Source organism: Xanthomonas sp. 10-10 (assembly GCF_040182365.1).
In the GTDB taxonomy this organism is placed as follows: Bacteria; Pseudomonadota; Gammaproteobacteria; order Xanthomonadales; family Xanthomonadaceae; genus Xanthomonas; species Xanthomonas arboricola_F.
Genome location: NZ_CP144460.1, coordinates 1,482,005 through 1,500,023, shown reverse-complemented (window position 1 = coordinate 1,500,023; position 18,019 = coordinate 1,482,005). Strand labels below are relative to the sequence as shown.

The window sequence follows — 18,019 nt, the reverse complement described above, 5'->3', positions numbered from 1 at the left end:
GAATTAAGGAGCTACAAAGCGATCGCCCCTGCTGTCCAGCGCGTCGGAACAGGCAGGCTTTCCTTCGGCCACCGGCCTGCACGGCCATCGTGAGCGATCAACCTTGTCCATCAATTCAAAGCGCTGCCCGGTCCAGACCAGAAATCCGAAGTGTAGATAGGCCCAATCGTTGTAATAGCGCGGGTCGTCGGCAAGCGGCGCATCCGGATCCGACTCGATGACCCAGCGCAATACGGGAACTTGCCACAGGCGCGAAACATCCAGAACGGGAACCGGCTCCGCATAGGCTTGATAGCGCCGAATCTCCTCTTCGGACAATGTGGGCGCAGGTGGCAACACTTCTCCACTGACATCCACCAGCCGGCCTTTCCCTTCGAACCGGAACGCGCGGACGCCCCCCGAATCCTTGCAGTCCAGCGCCTGATCGCTGCACGTAGCACCGCCAACCAAGTAAACGGTGTTGCTTGGTTCGCGCGACTCGAACGAGCGCACCCAGAAAGCGTCGGTCGCCACCGTAAAATCCGCGCGCGCACCCAGCCCGGGCGAAGCAACATACGCGGCATGCTTCAAGGCCTCCATACGTGCCTCGGGGGCAACCTCCAGATCAGACAATGGAAGCGACAAAATGACTTCGGCCAGCGGACGCGGCGCAGGGCCGATGCATTCGTCGACAGGCAGCAGCGCGCTGCGACCGGAAGCGCTTCGCTGCAACCGGGTTGAACAGATTGCCCCCATGCCCTGCTCCAGCATGAAGCGCTTCCAAGGTTTTGGAGAAGACAAAGGCACTGCCGGGTAAGCATTCTCGGCGGGGGCTGACGTCGCATGGGGCCTGGGTGCCGAGCGGGCGCTGTCTTGGGCGCATCCAGCTGCGACGATGAACAAGGTTCCCACAACCAGTCCGTTCAAATGGCGATGCTGCATGCTCTGCTCCGTCTGGATAGCCTGGCTCAAGCCTGCACACGAGAAGCTCACCTTATGCCGCGCGCCGTGGCTTGGCAATCTGTGCATTACCGGGAAACGAAACGGTCCTCACCATCTGGATAATCCGCACATGCCAGTTCGCCTGTGCGTTGCTGGCGACACGGCCACTGCGCTCTAGCGACCCGTTCTACCAGCTCGAAGCGCTCGCCTGTCCACCGAAGAAAACCAAAATGGGCGTAAGACCCGACACGCTTCGGGTCATCGGTGGCCAGCGGCTGGTCGGGATCGAATTCCATCAACCATCGCATTGTCGGCGCCAAGGGCAGCTTGTCGTCGAACAGAAAAAGCTCCGAGCCGCCGTGATCGTTTTGCCTGGCAATATCTTCTGCAGTCAGGCCAGGCGCCGGCGGAAACACCGCTGCACTGACATCGCGTGCGGTGCCGTCCTTGGTGACGCGATACGCCTTCCGCCCTTTGCCTGACTGGCACGCAAGACCCGCCTCGTCCGCACTGCACTTCACCGACCAGACCAGGTACACCGTTTTCTCGGGATCAGCACTTTCAAACGAACGGATCGCCAGATCACCCGCAACCACGGTGAAGTCAGCGCGCCGTCCCAAGCCGGGTGCGGCCACGTACACGGCGTCGCGCAGGCTCGCTTCGCGTGCTTGCAGCGAGGCGTCAACCGCACTTGCAGGCAGGGCACGCAATGCAGCCGCCATATGCGCAGGCGCCGGGCCTTTGCAAAACCCGTCCCTTAGCAGGGGCGCAGGCGAGGAGCCCTGTGATTGCGTACGGTCCACACAGACGGCGCCCATCTGCCGTTCCAGTTTGAAGGACACCCAAGGTGAAGGCGTGGCAGCAGGCGCCTGAGGAAAAGACGCTGCTTCGCGTGCTGCGCTTGAGGGATTTGCAGCAGCCTGCTCCATCGAAAGCCGTGCACACCCAAGCGTCATGATGGGCACCAGCGCGGTCGCCACAATGCAATGCGTCAGCTTCTTCACGGGCATCCTTGAACGAAGAGGGCGAACGTCCCGGACTGTGGCCGTATGAGCAGGCTCGGTCAAGTGACTGATCGCAGACGAAAATGGTTCGGCGACACTCTCATTTCGGGCCCGAAATAGACGCTGCATCCCGCAAAGACGTCACCTGGTATGGACTCAGCGCGACTGTCCGGGGTGAGCAGCAATTCGGATGGTTCGGAACGTTCAACCAACACGCTGCGTGCGGCTCCATGTGATCGCCAGCATTGCACAAAGAGGTCGAAGTGCCTGTGTTAAAGCCAGCCTAGAACATGGATGACCCACACGCGCTGCCCCGTCCATTCCTGATTTACCGCACCAATCATCCGACAACGACTTCGCCTGAGCGACGGCCGATCACGATCGTCTCGTACCACCTGCCCATTGACCGTACTGGGTAGCGGCAAGCGCACCTCGATTAGCGAGCAGGTGCGCTCACGCCATCGAAAGCCCTCTGCCCGCTCGCGCCTTGCCTACCCGCGCCATGCCTACCCGCGCAGCGCCACCCGAAGCGCCTCCCCCGCCAGCCGCGCGCTCGCCAACAGACGCTCCAGGCTCTGCCCATGCCGGGCGCTGGCCGACAGCCCGGCCATGGTGGTGCTGACGAAATCCGCCAGCCGGTCTGCGTCATGCGGGCACTGCTTCGCGATGTGGGAGCGGATTAACTCCTGGGCGGCGACATGGAAGCCGCAGGCCGCCTCGCGCGCCTGCGCGTCGTTGCTGCGCGTGCCTTCCAGCACCAGGCAGCCGGTGGCGGCGGGGTCTGCGGCGTAGCAGCGCGCGGCCTGCTCCAGTACGTCGGCCAGGGCGTCGGCCAGCGGGCGGGCGGTGTCCAGGATCTGTGGCAACGGGATGGCCCCGGTCTGCGCGTAGCGGTCGAGGATGCGCGCATATAGGCCGGCCTTGCTGCCGAAGGCGGCGTAGAAACTGGGCGGGTTGATGCCCAGCGCCTGGGTGAGGTCGGCCACGCTCAGTGCGTCGTAGCCGCGCGCATGAAACAGCTGCTGCGCAGTGGCGACCGCTTGGTCCGGGTCGAATGCGCGCGGCCGGCCGCGGGCCCGGGAGTTTTCTGTAGTCATTGTTACAAAATCCTTGACGGCAGACGAAATCTATTATGTATTACTCGCTACATTAATTGCGAGGTGAAGCATGTCAGCGTTCAAAGACAAGTCGGTATTGGTGCTTGGTGGCAGCCGGGGAATTGGAGCCGCCATCGTGCGGCGCTTCGTGGCCGAGGGCGCACGGGTGACGTTTACCTATGCCGGCTCTGCCGAAGCGGCGCAGCGCCTGGCCAGCGACACCGGCAGCACCGCGGTGCTGGCCGACAGCGCCGACCGCGATGCGGTCATCGCCACGGTGCGCCGCAGCGGGCCGCTGGATGTGCTGGTGGTCAACTCGGGCATCGCGCTGTTCGGCGATGCGCTGGACCAGGATCCGGACGCGGTGGACCGGCTGTTTCGCATCAACGTGCACGCGCCCTACCACGCCGCGGTGGAGGCGGCGCGGCAGATGCCGCCCGGCGGGCGGATCATCGTGATCGGCTCGGTCAACGGCGACCGCATGCCGCTGCCCGGCATGGCGTCCTACGCGCTGAGCAAATCCGCGCTGCAAGGGCTGGCGCGCGGGCTGGCCCGCGACTTCGGGCCGCGTGGCATCACCATCAACGTGGTGCAACCAGGCCCGATCGATACCGACGCCAACCCGGAAAACGGGCCAATGAAAGACCTGATGCACAGCTTCATGGCGATCAAGCGCCACGGCCGCACCGACGAAGTGGCCGGCATGGTGGCCTGGCTGGCAGGCCCGGAAGCGGGCTTTGTCACCGGGGCGATGCATACGATCGATGGTGCATTTGGGGCATGACGCGGCGGCGCTGCGTTGATTGCACTGCAGCTCGACACGTGCGACCGATGGCGGCAAACGCCCTCCGTCAACACACATGGCGAGCTGACGTTGCACCGCCAAGCATCTTGATTCACCGGCATCTCCTGCCGGCAGCGCGTGATCGCATTCCCATGCCATGCGGCGCATGGCACGGGTCATCGCAGGCCTGGTCCTTGCTGTCGCGCCGAACCCAAGTTGCCTATAGTTGCGGCGAACCCTGCAATGGATTGACCAATGCACATGATGTCATCCGGCCGGTGCCTGGCCCTTGCACTCGCCGTTGCTGTGACCGGCAATGCCTGTGCACGGACGCCATCACCCGAACAGAAAAGGACTTCCTCCATGCCAGACAACGTCACCACCGGCCGCACCATCAACGGGCACACCTATTCGGATGCTCCGGTTGACGTAAAGCTGGGGCCGAACACCTTCCGCATCCCCGCCAACTACCTGGACAGCCAGATCGCGCCATGGCCGGGCGAAGGCATCACGCTGGTCATCGAATGGCCAGACATGACCCCCACCCCGCCTGGGGCACGGGCCAACCCGCGTACGAATGATTTCCGGAAAGAAATTTCCGTGTCGATCGACTATGTCGACCGTGTTCCCATTGAGGTATTGCTTGAGCGTTTCTCGTCAAACGATAGGCGTACAGAGGCAGACTCAGTTGAGCGGGGCAATCCTGTCGCCCGGCTCGATCTCCGCATAGCACAGCCTGAAGCATTCGGATTAACGCCCTATGCCATTGATGAGGAGAAGATGGCGGCATATGTAAAAGCGTATGAAGCCCACCACGGCGAGCCTCCGACGCGCAACCCTGCGTTTGAAGACGACTGGTACGTCGCGCGCGACTCCAGCGGCAATTTGACCACGTTCATCAAGTGCGACAGCAAAAAATTTCGAGCAGATGGCGTTCGGCTTGAGGGATCTGAAGTGGTCCATGAAAAAGGTGCTGTTGCTGCAAGTTGCGTCCACTACTTCTCTGACATCGAAAACAAACTTTCCATCAGTCTCAACTACAAGCGTGCATTCCTGAAGGACTGGAAGCGCATGGAAGATGCGGTGAGGAACGTATTAACCCGCACTAAAATTCAGTGATTAGGGTATTTACAGGGAGTAGCCGGTGAGCGGACTGAGTGAGCAGGATCTGGAAATTCTTTCCAACTATGCAAATAAAGGCAATCGCGAGCTGTACTGGAACTATCTCTCGCAGCTTGATGGAGCAGACGGCTATGGGACGCTGGCATTAGGCGTAGTGCGCAACGACAGCTTGCCAGGGCAAGTGGCTAACAATTACGCGCAAGACTATGCCAGGACACAGCACGATACCGGCTCGCGCTTTGCCAATGCTGAATTGAGCGAACGCCAGTGGGAAGAGTTCGGGCAAACGCTGCTCAAGAAGGATTTTGAGCTTCGACAAGCTTGGTTCGACAAAGAGCGTCCGGATATGGCACTGAACCTTCCCGGCAAGGACGTCATGCGAGCACACGACCAAGCCTTCCTGGACCATGAGCTCGACCCCAACTGCTGGACCCCACGCGTCCTCCTGCAAGCAGCCCTGGAAAAAAGCGGCCCCCAGAAGTTGGAACAGATCTGGACCAACATGCTCGACAACGAGTACATCGGCGCCACTCGCATCAGCAACACCGGCTACGAGACCTTTGCGCAGATGGGACTGGCGGCCGGCAGCCAGTACCTGGCCAAGCTCGGCACCACCGAGACGATCCAGATGCTGGACGGCCGCTCCGCCGTCGACCCCAATGTCATCGGCAGCAACAGCTTCTATGCGATGTACTTCGAAAAAGAACAGAAATGGGTGAACGTCAGCGCAGGCGGCGGCCATCTGTCCATGCGCGAAGAAACCAATGCCGGCCGTATCGCCGAACTCGATGATGCCCGCGCCGTCCGCCTGGAACGGCAGCAGAAAACCACGCAGTTCCACGAAGACGATCCGTACCGCTCCATCACCCGCAGCCCGTTCACGGCGTCGGCCGACGGCCTGCCGGATCGGATGCAGCCGCCTACCAAACTGGCCGAGATCGGCCCTGATCATCGGGACTACGCATTGCTGCAGCAGGTGCGTTCGGGTGTAAGCGCGATCGATGCGCAAGCCGGGCGCACACCGGACGAGAACAGCGAGCGCCTCATCGCCAGCGTGATGGCCCTCGCCCGCCAGAACAACCTGGACCGGGCCGATCACGTGCTGCTGAGCGAACAGACGGCCGACAGCCCGGCTGGCCGCAATGTGATTGTGGTGCAGGGCGAGTTGAACAACCCGGCGCACCTGCGCGCCCATATGCCGACCGATGTGGCCGTGCAGACGCCGGTGGAGCAGTCGCTGCAGCAGCTGGAAGTCGCCAGCACAAATCGCCAGCAGGCGTTGGCGCAGAGCCAGCAGCAGGAGATGGACAACCGGCAGCGTGAGAGTGCGTCGATGCGCATGGGATAAAAGGCCGGCGGTGAGGCATTGCGGCGGTTCTATGGGCCATGACGTGCATGGCTGCCCCGGTTGGCAGCGTCGGCGTGGCGCACGACGATCTCCGGCACCGGCTTGCGCGGATCGGGTGGCGGTGCATCGAATACCAGGGGCGCCGGGCTACAGCGATCAGAGAACTGCGAACATCACGGCCCCGCAACGCCCGCCTCATGTTGCGAGCGAACGGCCAGCACAAACACCGTGTCGATCTGCGCGACATGGCAGTACAGCGCCAGATAGCCGTGCGTACCGCAACCGATCACCAGTTCGGGCCTGTCGCCACAAACAGGCCGATCGGCGGATTGATTTCCAGTCTGTCGATTGCCTCCCCCACCCTCCCGGTGGCCGGCAGCGCGGCAAAGAAACAGCCCGGCAAGGCCGGGCTGTTTCCTGTGCTGCGATGACTGCAACGCTCAGCGCTTGCGTGCCTTCAACCACGCCTTGATCTGCGGCAGCGACGCCGCCCGCAGCTTCACCCGCGTCTGGATCGTGTTGATGGCGTTGTCCGCGGCCTGCCGCGAGGTCGGCGCGATGTACTGGTCGGCATAGGCCTTGATCCTGTCGGCGGTGGCAAGCTCTGCCGAGTCCATGCCCAGGCTGGGGTAGTAGCGGGCACGCGAGGTGGAGTCCACCAGGGTATCCACCTGCGTGCGATGCGCCACGGCGAAATCGAAGGCAAGCTCCGGATGCTGGGAGGCGACCCGGTCGATCATGCTTGCGCCAGTGGTGGCGCCCGGCTCTGGCGTCAACGCCAGTGCCAGCGCGCGCTTGGCCAGCGCCTCGTCGATGGGCATGGAGAGGAAATCGTAATAGGTGTCGCGCACCATCGAGGAGGTTTCCTGCCTGGCCAAGGCATGCAAGGCGTCCCAGGTGGCGGTGTCGGCATTGCGCGCAACCGCGCCCAGCACGCTGTCACGCAGCTCCGGCGACAGCGATGCGGGAGTGGCCTGGAAGGCGGCAAAGCGCCGGCGCGCCTCGGCGATCACTGCGGCATCTCCCATGTCGCTGAGGCTGGCGATCAGGCGGGTACGCAACTGCTGGATCTGCGCCGAGTCGCCATCGCGGTTGTCCCAGCCCAGCGTTGCGAATTCGGCCGACAGCCGCGGTACGGCATAGGCACGCCACGCGGCGCGCCCAGCCGGGTCATGCTCGAAGCTGCCATCCACACCATCGTAGATGCTGGCCACCATGTCCCAGACGTCGGGCGATGCGCCGACTGCCACCTGTGCGGTGAGATCCAAGACATCGGCCTGTGTCTGCAGGCCCGCGTCGGCCAGTGCGTCGGTGTCGTTCAACACGCCCAACTGGTCCACCACCGGTAGCGCGCCAAACCTGCTGGTCAGCGCCTTGAACTGTGCGGGCGCGTACAAGGTGCGGAAGTAGCCCTTTTGCCCGGCGTTGACCACCAGCGCTGCGTCGCAGCCCGGCACCTGCACCTGGGCGGTGCCGTCTACCAGCACGTGCACCGGCGCGGCGTCGCCGCTGCGCACGACCACCGGCACATGCCAGCGCAACGGCTGCTTGTCGGGGCGGTCCAGCGTGAGCTCGCCCTGCTCCAGCGTCACCGCGGTCTGGCCACCCACGCAGCGGGTGCTGGCCTTGATCAACGGCACGCCCGGCTGCAGGGTGAAATCGTGTGCCACCTGGGTGAATTGCTTGCCCGGTGCCACGGCGTCGATCTGCTGCCACAACTGGTCGGTCACCGCATTGCCGTACTGATGCTGCTTGATGTAACTGCGCACGCCTTCGCGCCAGTTATCCGAGCCGACGTAGTCTTCCAGCATGGCAATCACCGCCTCGCCCTTGGCGTAGGTGATGGCGTCGAAGGCCTGGCTGGCCTGCTCCACGGTGGCCACGTGCTGCACCACCGGGTGGGTGGTCACATACGCATCGCGCCGCATGGCCAGGCGGCTCTTCTTGGCCGGGCCGGTCTTGTCGATGTCCCATTCCGGATGCAGTTTTGCCGTGGTGCGCGCTTCCATCCAGTTGGCGAAGCCTTCGTTGAGCCACAAGTCGTCCCACCACGCCATGGTCACCAGATTGCCGAACCACTGGTGCGCGATCTCGTGCGCGGCGACGGTGAACACGCCTTGCTTGGTATCGATGTTGGACACCGCCGGATCCAGCAACAACGAGTATTCGAAGGTGAAGATCGCCCCCCAGTTTTCCATGGCGCTGAAGAACTGGCTGCGCCCGGGCGCGGCGATGTTGTCCAGCTTGGGCAGCGGGTATGGGATGCCGAAGTAGTCGTTGTACTCGTGCAAGACATCGCGGCCGGATTCCAGTGCGAATTGCGCCTGGTCCACCTTGCCCTTCTGCGCGATGACACCGATCTCGGTGCCATTGTCGGCCTTGACGGTGGCGCGTTCGAAATCGCCCACGCTGACGAACAGCAGGTACGTGGACATCTTGGGCGAGGTCTGGAACGCGATGCGGGTGCGCCCGTTTGCGCCCGGCCGGGACGAGGCGACGGGCATGTTGCTCACCGCCATCTGCCCGGCCGGCGCATTGATCGCCAGGTCGAAGGTGGCCTTGAAGTTGGGCTCGTCCCAGGAAGGAATGAAGCGGCGCGCATCGGAGTTTTCGAACTGGGTGAACAACGCGCGGCGCGCACCTTGCGCGGTGGTGTAATCCAGCGCGAACAAGCCGTTGGCCTGCGTGTTGATCACGCCGCTGTAATCGATGGACAGCACGTACTCGCCCGCTGCCAGCGGCTTGCCGAACGCGAACGTGGCGGTCTGCGCATCGGCATCGGTGCTGATCCTGGCAGTCTGCGGCTTGCCGCCTTTTTGCGTGAGCGTGCCACGCGCCAAGCTCAGGTTGGCCGCCTGCAACACGATGCGGTCGGTGGGCTGCAGCACGCTGATATCGATGGCGACCTTGCCGTCGAAGCGCATCTTGTCGGCGTGCGGAGTGATCTCCACTGCGTAATGCGTGGGCTTGGCGGTGCGCGGCAACTGGGTGGTGATGGAGGCGGCGTCGGCGCTCTGCGGCACGGGCGCAGCTGCGAAGACGGAGGCAGCCGGACTTGTACCGACCAGGGCCAGTGCGATGGCGGTCACCAGGGGAAGACGCATGGAAAATTCTCGATGTGGGCGAAGTGGGCACGCGGTGGCGTCAGGCCGCGGATGATCCGCCGGAACAGTGCACGCAGGCACCGCCAAAAGTCATGCCAAATCTCAGTAATCCTCAAACGCCAACGGCCCGGACAAGCCGGGCCGTTGCGCAATGAGGTGTGCAGCCTCAGCCGATCAGGCGAACGGGTCCTGCAGCACCATGGTGTGGTCGCGGTCCGGGCCGGTGGAGACGATGCTGATTGGGCAGCCGGCCAGCTCCTCCAGCGCGCGCAGGTAGGCGCGTGCGGCAGGCGGCAACTCGTCCCACACGGTGATGCCGTGGGTGTTCTCGGTCCAGCCCGGGAACTCCAGATACACCGGGGTGCATTCTTCCCAGCCCTGCGCATCCAGCGGTGCGTATTCGGTGCGCTTGCCGCGGTATTCGTAGGCGATGCAGACCTTGAGCTTTTCCATGCCGTCCAGCACGTCGAGCTTGGTGATGCACAGGCCGGAGATGCCGTTGATGGCCACCGCACGCTTGAGCGCGACGATGTCCATCCAGCCGCAGCGACGCGGGCGGCCGGTGGAGGCGCCGTACTCGGCGCCGCGGTCGCGGATGCCCTGGCCCACTTCGTCGTCCAGCTCGGTCGGGAACGGGCCGCCGCCCACGCGCGTGGCGTAGGCCTTGGCGATGCCCAGCACGTAGTCGATGGCGTCGGCGCCCACGCCGGTGCCGGCCAGCGCGCCGCCCACGGTGGTGTTGGAGCTGGTGACGTACGGATAGGTGCCGTGGTCGATGTCCAGCAACGCGCCCTGCGCGCCTTCGAACAGCACCCGCTTACCCTGCTTGCGCAGATCGTGCAGGATGCCGGCCACGTCGTACTTCATCGGCTGCACGTACTCGCCAAACGCCAGCGCTTCGTCGTAGGTCTTCTGAAAATCGACCGCGTCCACGCCCAGGTACTTGGTCAGCACGAAGTTGTGGTAATCCAGCGCGGTGCGCAGCAGTTCTTCCAGCTGCGGCGGGTAATGCAGGTCGGCGATGCGGATCCCGCGACGCGCCACCTTGTCTTCATACGCCGGGCCGATGCCGCGGCCGGTGGTGCCGATGGCCTTGCCGCCGGCCGCCTTTTCGCGCGCCTGATCCAGGGCGATGTGGTACGGCATGATCAGCGGTGCGGCCGGGGAGATCTTCAGGCGCGAACGCACCTCCACGCCGGCGCCTTCCAGCTCGCTGATTTCCTTGATCAGCGCGGCCGGGGAGATCACCACGCCATTTCCGATCAGGCACAGCGCGTCGTCGCGCAGGATGCCGGACGGGATCAGATGCAAGACGGTCTTCTTGCCGTTGATGACCAGCGTATGGCCGGCGTTATGGCCGCCCTGGAAGCGGACGACCGCACCGATCTCTTCGGTAAGCAGATCGACGATCTTGCCTTTGCCTTCATCGCCCCACTGGGCACCGAGCACGACAACTGACTGACCCATGACGGGTGGACTCCTAAAGTTTTGCTGCGGCCATCGGGGCCGCGGGATGGGACCGGTTCGGGGCTGACGGCGCCACCTTGCGCGCGGCTCCATCGGGGAGCGTTGCAGCGGCGACCAGCCCGGACACGGAAAAAGCCGAACGGGGTGCTCTGGTTGGAGCGTGCCCGGCCGGCTTTTGTGCATTATCCGGGTTTCGGGTGACGTGCACTACCCCTGCCGGGGCGGCAGAACGGGGACTGGTCAGATTGCAGCGGGCGGCGGTTGCCGGGTGCTCCGGGCGCTGCCGGTCCCTAGCCCGGACGGATCACCACAGCGACAATCCCAACCGCCCATCGTGGGTCGCAGGAGCGCACCTGGGCGCGACAGGCATTACCGGTAAAGCCGTCGCGCCGAGGTGCGCTCCTACGCTGCCGTTGCTGTCGGACTGGACCACTCGCTCAGTGACGCACAACCAACAACGCGATCACGCCCAGTAGCAGCGTGACGCCGCCGATGGCACGCAATTGCGCAGTGGGCAGGCTGAACAACTGCTCCACCATCCGTTTCCAGGCGGTGGGCATGGCAAACAGCAGCAGCCCCTCAATGACAACGATCAGGCACAAGGCGGACAAGAACTCTTGCATGGGAGAACAGCATGTCCGGGAAGAACATGAAGTGTGCCTGCATTGACGTCGGCAGTGCACAGGGCGCGATGCACACGTCTTGGCAGACATCGCATCCCTTCACGCATTGAGCTGCAGACCGGCACCGTCTATGGTTGCGCCTTTGTCATTTCTGGCAGGGATGCATGATCAAGACCGATCGCCTGGTATTTCTCGATGCGCTGCGTGGGATGGCAGCGCTTTATGTCGTGCTGTTCCACGTCATGGCGATGCCCACGCCGGCGCTGACGCCCGGCCCGTTGTGGGTACCCGTGCTGACCGCCGGAGCGACGGGCGTCGCGCTGTTCTTTGTCATCAGCGCATTCTCGCTGTGCTACACCATGCCGCGTCACGCGGCCACGGGGCAGCCATTACACAGCTTCTACCTGCATCGGTTCTTTCGCATTGCGCCGTTGTTTTATGTCTGGCTGGCTTTTTCGGCGTACCGCGACGGCCGTGGTGCACACCCCGGCCATTCCTGGGTCGAAATCGCCACAAATATGACGTTTACGTTCAATCTGGTGCCAGGCTGGGAAGCAGGCATCGTCTGGGCCAGCTGGGCCATCGGCGTGGAAATGTTGTTCTACGCAGTGTTCCCGTTGCTGTTCCTGTCGATCAGGAACTTGACCAGCGCGGCAGTCTTCGCGCTATGCACCGTCTTGGCATCGGCGCTGGCGGCCTCAGGGTTGCTGGGGGAGTCCGCAATGGCGGCCACGCATGATTACGGCTTGCTTCGGCACCTCCCGGTATTCGCCATCGGGCTGTGCACCTTCTTTGCATACACCGAACTGAAGAAAAGTCCAACTGCAACAGCAATACGCTGGGGCAAATTTCTGATAGGGGCCGGCAGCATCGGTCTGGTCGCATGCATCGCAACCAGTGCAAACGGCATCATCGGTCCGGTGGCTTTCTGGATCTGCAGCGGCCTGGTCTACGCAGTGCTGCTGGTCGGCATGTCGCAAGTTCCGCCAACCGTGATCGTCAATCGATTCACCGCCTACCTCGGCAAGATCAGCTACTCGATCTATCTGGGGCATCCGGTCGTCATCGCCTTGATGGGGCCGGTGTTCGGTTTCATTCGCCATAGGAGCCACGACCAGACGGTATCGTACCTGCTGTGTGCCTCGATCACCTTGCTGGTCACCTTGCCGCTGGCGGCGCTTACTTATCGCTTTATCGAGGCACCCGCGATTGGCTGGGGTAAACGGCTAGGACCCAAAGTCCATCGTTCTCATCCACCGGCGACGTGCTGACTCGGTGCCATCAATGTGGAATGGCCGCAGAAGCGCGTCGCTGCAAGATACAGAGGACCTGTTGATCGTGACAAATAAAAACGCCCGCATCTGCGGGCGTTTTTACTTTCGAGTGTTCACTACAATCAGCGATCGCTCTTGAGGTACTGCAGGAACGGGTCGTTCTTGTCGAGCACGATCACGCCGTTGCCGTCGGTCATGGATTCGCGATAGGCCTCCAGGCTGCGGTAGAAGGCGTAGAACGAGGGGTCCTTCGCTCCGGCCTGGCCGTAGATGCGTGCGGCGTCGGCATCGCCTTCGCCACGCAACTTCTGCGCATCGCGTTCGGCGTCGGCCTTGATCACCGTGCTTTCGCGGTCGGCTTGCGCACGGATGGTCAGCGCCTGCTCTTCGCCTTCGGCGCGCAGCTTGCTGGCTTCCTGCTTGCGCTGGGCGCGCATGCGCTCGTAGACGTCGGTGATCACCTGACTGTCGGTCGGCAGGTCGATCTGCTTGATGCGCAGGTCGGTGATCTGCATCCCCAGGCCCTTGATGGCGCCGTTGATGCCCTTGAGCTGGCTGGCGATCAATTCGCTGCGGTCGCCGGAGACCAGCTGCTGCAGGGTGCGCGAGTTGATCTGGTTGCGCAGCGAGTCGGTGATGATCGGTGCCAGGCGCGAATTTGCCACCGACTCCTCGCCACCGGTGGCGCGATAGAACGCACGCACATCGGAGATGTAGCCGATGGCGAAGAAGTCCACGCTCACGTCTTTCTGCTCGGCAGTGAAGTAACGCGCCGGGGCGGTATCGAGCACCTGGAAGCGGCGGTCGAACACGCGCACCGATTCCACCACCGGAATCTTGAAGTGCAGGCCGGGCTTGAGGTCGGCACGCACCACGCGGCCCAGGTTGAGCACCATGGCGGTCTGGTCTTCGCGCACCACGAACACCGAGCCCATCAGGGTCAGCAACACGGCAACGATCAGGCCGATGACTAGCGAATTCTTCATTGTTCGGTTCCCTCACGGCCGGTCGGACGCGGGCCGCGTTCCGGGTTGCGGATGGCCTCGCTCGTGGCGCTTTGCGGCGGATTCAACAGCACGTCCTGCGGCACCATCGACGGCATCCCGCCCGTGCCCGCGTTGCCGCCGGCGTTGGCAGCCCTGCCGGCATCGGCCGGCAGCGGCACATAGATGACCTGGCGGCCGTCGCTGCCGATCACCTTGCGGTTCTCCGACAGCACCTTCTGCACGGTTTCCAGCCACAGGCGCTTGCGCGTGACCTCGGGGGCACCGGCGTACTGCTCCTGCAGCAGGGTGAAGCGGTCGGCGTCGCCTTCGGCCTTGGAGATCACCGCCTGCTTGTAGCCTTCGGCGCCGGTGCGGGTGCGTGCGCCCTGGCCGCGTGCCTCGGGCACCACCTTGGCGGCGTAGGCCTGGGCTTCGTTGATCAGGCGCTCGCGCACCTGCTGGGCACCGTTGACCTCGTCGAAAGCCGGCTTCACCTCTTCCGGCGGACGCGCATCGGGCAGGGTCACGCCGGTCACGGCCAGGCCGGTGTTGTAGGCATCCAGCGCCAGCTGCAGGCGATCCTTGGATGCGATCGCCAGCGGGCCGCGGTTGTTGAGCACGGTATTGAGGTCCGACCGCCCCACCTGCTCGCGCACCGCACTTTGCGCGGCCTGCTCCAGCACCAGATCGGCATTACGCGAACCGAACAGGTACTTGCGCGGGTCGCTGATCTGGTACTGCACGTTGAGCGAGACATTGACGATGTTCTCGTCGCGCGTCAGCACCGGCACCTGATTGCTGAAGGTCTTGATCTCGGTCGCGTTGACCTTGCGCACCGATTCGATCGGCCAGGGCAACTTGAAGCTGGGGCCTGGCTGCAGGATGCGCGAGAACTGGCCGAAGCGCAGCACCACACCACGCTGCTGCTCGCCGATGAGCTGGAAGCTGGAGAACAGCACCATCAGCACCACCGCGACCAGGATCCAGCGCCCGACGCCGCCGTCGAACAGCTCCTTCAACGGCGCGGGCAGATTGCCCCAGCCACCACCGTTGCCGCCACCACCGCGCGGGCCCCAGGACCTGCGACGGTTGGGATCCGGGCCGTCTCCGCCCTTGTTGCCGGGTGTGTTCCAGGCCATGCACGCTCCATGATCGAGGGGCTGTGCGGGCCAGTCCCGCAGTGCCGCCGTGTTGTTTGATTCGCCGATTCTACTAGATGGGGCAGACCGGCCGTTTTGAAAGGCCCCACCTGGTGCATCGACGGTTTAGCCGGCGGGGTGAATCGAGGGGTCGGCCGGTGTTAGCGGGTTGGAGACGAGGTAGCGCCGGCAGGTGATGGCTCGGCAGGAGCCCTCGACGCGCGAGAACAACGCCAACAGCGAAGGCGCGGAGCCGGCCGCTCCGCTGGCGGGAGGTTTGCTCGAACACACCACCCGTGGCCGACGCACCACGCCGCACCGAACGCATCCCATGGCAGGCGCGGACAAGCCCACAGTGGGCAGTTGGCGGTAGCCGTTGGCATCCAGACGCTTGCCACTCGGTGCGGCGATGACGCCGGACGCCATCGCCTGCCCGTCGGAGACTTTCAGCTCGGTCGCTGCGGAATGGCAGCGATCACGCCTTCGGTGGTTCGTCCTTCTGGTTGAACACCCGTTCCATCACTTCCAGCAGTTCGTCTTCGGAAAACGGCTTGGTGATGTAGGCGCGCGCACCTTGGCGCATGCCCCACATGCGGTCGGTGTCCTGATCCTTGGTGGTCACCAGGATCACCGGGATGTGCTGGGTGGTGGGCTCGCGCTTGAGCGTGCGCGTGGCCTGGAAGCCGTTGAGGTTGGGCATGACCACGTCCATCAACACCAGATCCGGCAGCGACTCCTTGGCCGCTTCCACGCCGGCGGCGCCATCGGTGGCGGTGATGGTTTCGTGTCCCAACTTCTCGACGATGCGCTGAATCCCCAGCAGCTGCGACGGCGAGTCGTCGACGATCAAGATGCGTGCCATGTGTTTCCCCTAGTGTGCGCGGCGAGTGTAGTGCCAAGGCTGCGCTTGCGGTAGCTGGGCCTGGCCAACTGCCTGGCGATTTGCGATTGCTGGCCGATGAGTGTCGCGATCCACGATGGACTGACGCGCTGTCTCTTCGAGTCGCCGCAACCAGTACGTCGGAAGGCACACACCGGATTCAACGCAGGACTCACCGGACGGCGATTCCGATTGCCTTCTCATGGGGAGCCGGCGTCGCGCAGCGCAGGATGAGGGTGCGGCCGCACTGCGAATGCGCAGAGAGACGTCAACGGCTGTACGACCGGCCCACGTCCCCTCCCCCCAACCCCTCTCCCGCCGGGAGAGGGGTTGATCTGGCTGACTCCTTCGCCAGGAGGGCACCTGCCTGCTTTGCCGCATGGCAAGCGACGCATCCGGCTTGCCTTGATCGGCTCAGCTCACCGTCTCGCCGAAGGCCTTGGCCAGGTTGCGATAGGCCTTCTTCTGCGCGTCGTCGGTGGGCGCCGGAGCCAGGATTTCCAGCTCCACGATCTGATCGCCCGGGGTGGTCCCCGGCAAACCGCGGCCGCGCAGGCGCAGCTTGCGGCCGGCCTCCGAGTCGGCGGGCACCTTCAACTCCACCGAGCCGCCCAGGGTGGGCACGCTGATGGTGGTGCCCAGCGCCGCCTGCCAGGGCATGACCTGCAGGGTGTAGAGGATGTTGCGCCCGTCCACCTCGAACTGCGGGTGCGCGGCATATTCGATTTCCAGCAGCAGATTGCCGCCGCCGTTGCCCTGCCCGCTCAGGCGGATCACCTGGCCGGGCTGCACGCCCTTGGGCACGCGCACGTCCAGCTGCTTGCCGTTGATGGTGATGCGGACGCTGTCGCCGGAATGCACCGCTTCCAGCGGTACCGCCAGCTTGGCGCGGGTATCGCCACGCGCCTGCGGACCGGCGCCTGCACCAGGACCGGCACCGGGTCCGCGTGGACGGCCGCCGCGCTGGCCGGCGAACAGGCTTTCGAAAAAGTCGCTGAAGCCGCCACCGGCGCCACCGTTGCCGAACACTTCTTCATAGTCGAAGCCCTGCCCGCCGCCGTAGCTGGGCGGTGCCTGGAACTCGTCGCCCGGACGATAGCCCTGCGCCTTCAACTGGTCGTAGGCCTTGCGCTTTTGCGGGTCGCGCAGCGCCTCGTAGGCTTCGTTGATCGCCTTGAACTTGTCTTCGGCGCCGGCTTCCTTGCTGACGTCGGGGTGGTACTTGCGCGCCAATCGACGGTAGGCGGTCTTGATCTCCGCGTCGCCTGCGCTGGGTTCAACGCCCAGCGTTGCGTAGTAATCCTTGAATTCCATCTGTTCACCTCTGGAAAAAAAACGGCCCGCAGCCAGGGCCACGAGCCAGTTCGAGAGGCAGACACCGGGTTGGGACGGCCATGCGTGACGCGGGGGTGGGAATCGTCAGATACGTGCCGTACCTGACGATTCCAGACACCAACCGCGCCCGCGGGGCGGTCACGCAACTGGGTTGCTGGCCGATCTCTTCGCAGCCGGGCGGGCGACCGCGCCTATTCTACGGCGCGGCCGTCGCCGGGGAGCGAAGTCGGCGCCCCCGCTCCAGGTCCATTGCCTGACAGCACGTACCCGGCAGCGCGCCGCGCTGCCGGGCGCCTGCAACTGGCGACCCGGGCCCGGGTGTCATGCACACCCCAAAGCCCTGGCCCTGACCAGCCGCCGCTGCGCGTGCTGGCGCTTACTGCACCGTGCTGCCGCTGGTGTCGTGCCCGTTGCCCACCTGAATACGACGCGGGGTCGCTGCCGGGCGCTTGGGGATGCGGATTTCCAGCACGCCGTTATGACCGGCCGCCGTGATGCCGTCGGCATCGGCGCTATCGGGCAGCGCGAAGCGGCGGTGGAAACTGCCGTAGCGGCGTTCGATGCGCGAGAAGCGCTCGGTCTCGGTGCTGGACTCGCTGTTGCGCTCGCCCTTGATCGACAGGATGCCCTTGTCCATCTGCACCTCGATCTGGCTGGGGTCGATGCCCGGCAGGTCGGCATACAGTACGAAGTGGTTGGGCTCTTCCTTGATGTCCACACGCGGCACCCACTGGGCGGTGACCACGGCCGATTCGTCGCTATCGCTGTTCTGTTCGAAGAAACGATCGAACACGTGCTTGATCTCGTTTTGCAGGGCGTGCGTGGGCCACTGGGGATAACGAACGATGTTCATTGCAAGCCTCCAAAAGGTTGGGTGAGGGGCCGGCGACTGCGGCATGCACCGCCGCGCCGGCCATGTGCGTCAGATAGGCGTG

Annotated in this window: 16 protein-coding genes; 5 read left to right on the top strand and 11 right to left on the bottom strand. The window is 64.2% G+C overall.

Features of this window, described 5'->3' with window-relative positions; genetic code table 11:
* Window positions 1-3 precede the first annotated feature (3 nt).
* From VZ068_RS06445 to VZ068_RS06435, 3 genes are all read right to left on the bottom strand, one after another.
* On the bottom strand, window positions 4-951 hold the full coding sequence (locus VZ068_RS06445) for a hypothetical protein (RefSeq protein WP_349657189.1): 948 nt from the start codon (window positions 949-951) through the stop codon (window positions 4-6).
* A gap of 56 nt (window positions 952-1,007) precedes the next feature.
* On the bottom strand, window positions 1,008-1,925 hold the full coding sequence (locus tag VZ068_RS06440) for a hypothetical protein (RefSeq protein ID WP_349657188.1): 918 nt from the start codon (window positions 1,923-1,925) through the stop codon (window positions 1,008-1,010).
* 506 nt (window positions 1,926-2,431) lie between these two features.
* Window positions 2,432-3,022, bottom strand: a complete 591-nt coding sequence (locus VZ068_RS06435) for a TetR/AcrR family transcriptional regulator (RefSeq protein ID WP_349657187.1) — start codon at window positions 3,020-3,022, stop codon at window positions 2,432-2,434.
* Between the two features lie 70 nt (window positions 3,023-3,092).
* Between VZ068_RS06435 and bdcA the strand changes: the two genes are divergently transcribed.
* The 4 genes from bdcA (at window position 3,093) to VZ068_RS06415 (ending at window position 6,707) form a co-directional block, all read left to right on the top strand.
* Entirely contained in the window at window positions 3,093-3,806 is a 714-nt protein-coding gene (bdcA, locus tag VZ068_RS06430; RefSeq protein WP_349657186.1) for an SDR family oxidoreductase, read from the top strand.
* 255 nt (window positions 3,807-4,061) lie between these two features.
* Window positions 4,062-4,925, top strand: a complete 864-nt coding sequence (locus VZ068_RS06425; protein ID WP_259166209.1) for a hypothetical protein — start codon at window positions 4,062-4,064, stop codon at window positions 4,923-4,925.
* A gap of 25 nt (window positions 4,926-4,950) precedes the next feature.
* Window positions 4,951-6,276: an XVIPCD domain-containing protein gene (locus tag VZ068_RS06420; protein WP_259166210.1), complete on the top strand. Its 1,326-nt coding sequence runs from the start codon at window positions 4,951-4,953 to the stop codon at window positions 6,274-6,276.
* A gap of 47 nt (window positions 6,277-6,323) precedes the next feature.
* Window positions 6,324-6,707, top strand: a complete 384-nt coding sequence (locus tag VZ068_RS06415) for a hypothetical protein (protein WP_349657185.1) — start codon at window positions 6,324-6,326, stop codon at window positions 6,705-6,707.
* Between the two features lie 9 nt (window positions 6,708-6,716).
* On the opposite strand, the gene VZ068_RS06410 is transcribed toward VZ068_RS06415, so the two are convergent.
* The 3 genes from VZ068_RS06410 to VZ068_RS06400 form a co-directional block, all read right to left on the bottom strand.
* Entirely contained in the window at window positions 6,717-9,380 is a 2,664-nt protein-coding gene (locus VZ068_RS06410) for a M1 family metallopeptidase (RefSeq protein WP_349657184.1), read from the bottom strand.
* A 174-nt stretch (window positions 9,381-9,554) separates the two neighbouring features.
* Window positions 9,555-10,847, bottom strand: coding sequence for an adenylosuccinate synthase (locus VZ068_RS06405; RefSeq protein WP_259166215.1), 1,293 nt, complete (start codon window positions 10,845-10,847; stop codon window positions 9,555-9,557).
* Window positions 10,848-11,284: 437 nt separating this feature from the next.
* Window positions 11,285-11,470, bottom strand: a complete 186-nt coding sequence (locus VZ068_RS06400; protein WP_349657183.1) for a DUF2065 family protein — start codon at window positions 11,468-11,470, stop codon at window positions 11,285-11,287.
* 164 nt (window positions 11,471-11,634) lie between these two features.
* Between VZ068_RS06400 and VZ068_RS06395 the strand changes: the two genes are divergently transcribed.
* Window positions 11,635-12,741 carry an acyltransferase gene (locus VZ068_RS06395; protein ID WP_349657182.1) on the top strand — a complete coding sequence of 369 codons (1,107 nt, stop codon included), beginning with the start codon at window positions 11,635-11,637 and terminating at the stop codon, window positions 12,739-12,741.
* 125 nt (window positions 12,742-12,866) lie between these two features.
* On the opposite strand, the gene VZ068_RS06390 is transcribed toward VZ068_RS06395, so the two are convergent.
* The 5 genes from VZ068_RS06390 to VZ068_RS06370 form a co-directional block, all read right to left on the bottom strand.
* On the bottom strand, window positions 12,867-13,730 hold the full coding sequence (locus VZ068_RS06390) for a protease modulator HflC (RefSeq protein ID WP_259166219.1): 864 nt from the start codon (window positions 13,728-13,730) through the stop codon (window positions 12,867-12,869).
* Window positions 13,727-14,869 (bottom strand): FtsH protease activity modulator HflK, encoded by a 1,143-nt coding sequence (gene hflK / locus VZ068_RS06385; protein ID WP_259166221.1) that lies wholly within the window; start codon window positions 14,867-14,869, stop codon window positions 13,727-13,729. Before hflK ends, VZ068_RS06390 begins: the two co-directional genes overlap by 4 nt.
* Before the next feature lie 475 nt (window positions 14,870-15,344).
* Entirely contained in the window at window positions 15,345-15,731 is a 387-nt protein-coding gene (pilH, locus tag VZ068_RS06380; protein ID WP_008578169.1) for a twitching motility response regulator PilH, read from the bottom strand.
* 432 nt (window positions 15,732-16,163) lie between these two features.
* Window positions 16,164-17,063 (bottom strand): DnaJ C-terminal domain-containing protein, encoded by a 900-nt coding sequence (locus VZ068_RS06375; protein WP_259153125.1) that lies wholly within the window; start codon window positions 17,061-17,063, stop codon window positions 16,164-16,166.
* Window positions 17,064-17,460: 397 nt separating this feature from the next.
* Window positions 17,461-17,937, bottom strand: coding sequence for an Hsp20/alpha crystallin family protein (locus tag VZ068_RS06370; protein ID WP_259153124.1), 477 nt, complete (start codon window positions 17,935-17,937; stop codon window positions 17,461-17,463).
* Window positions 17,938-18,019 lie beyond the last annotated feature (82 nt).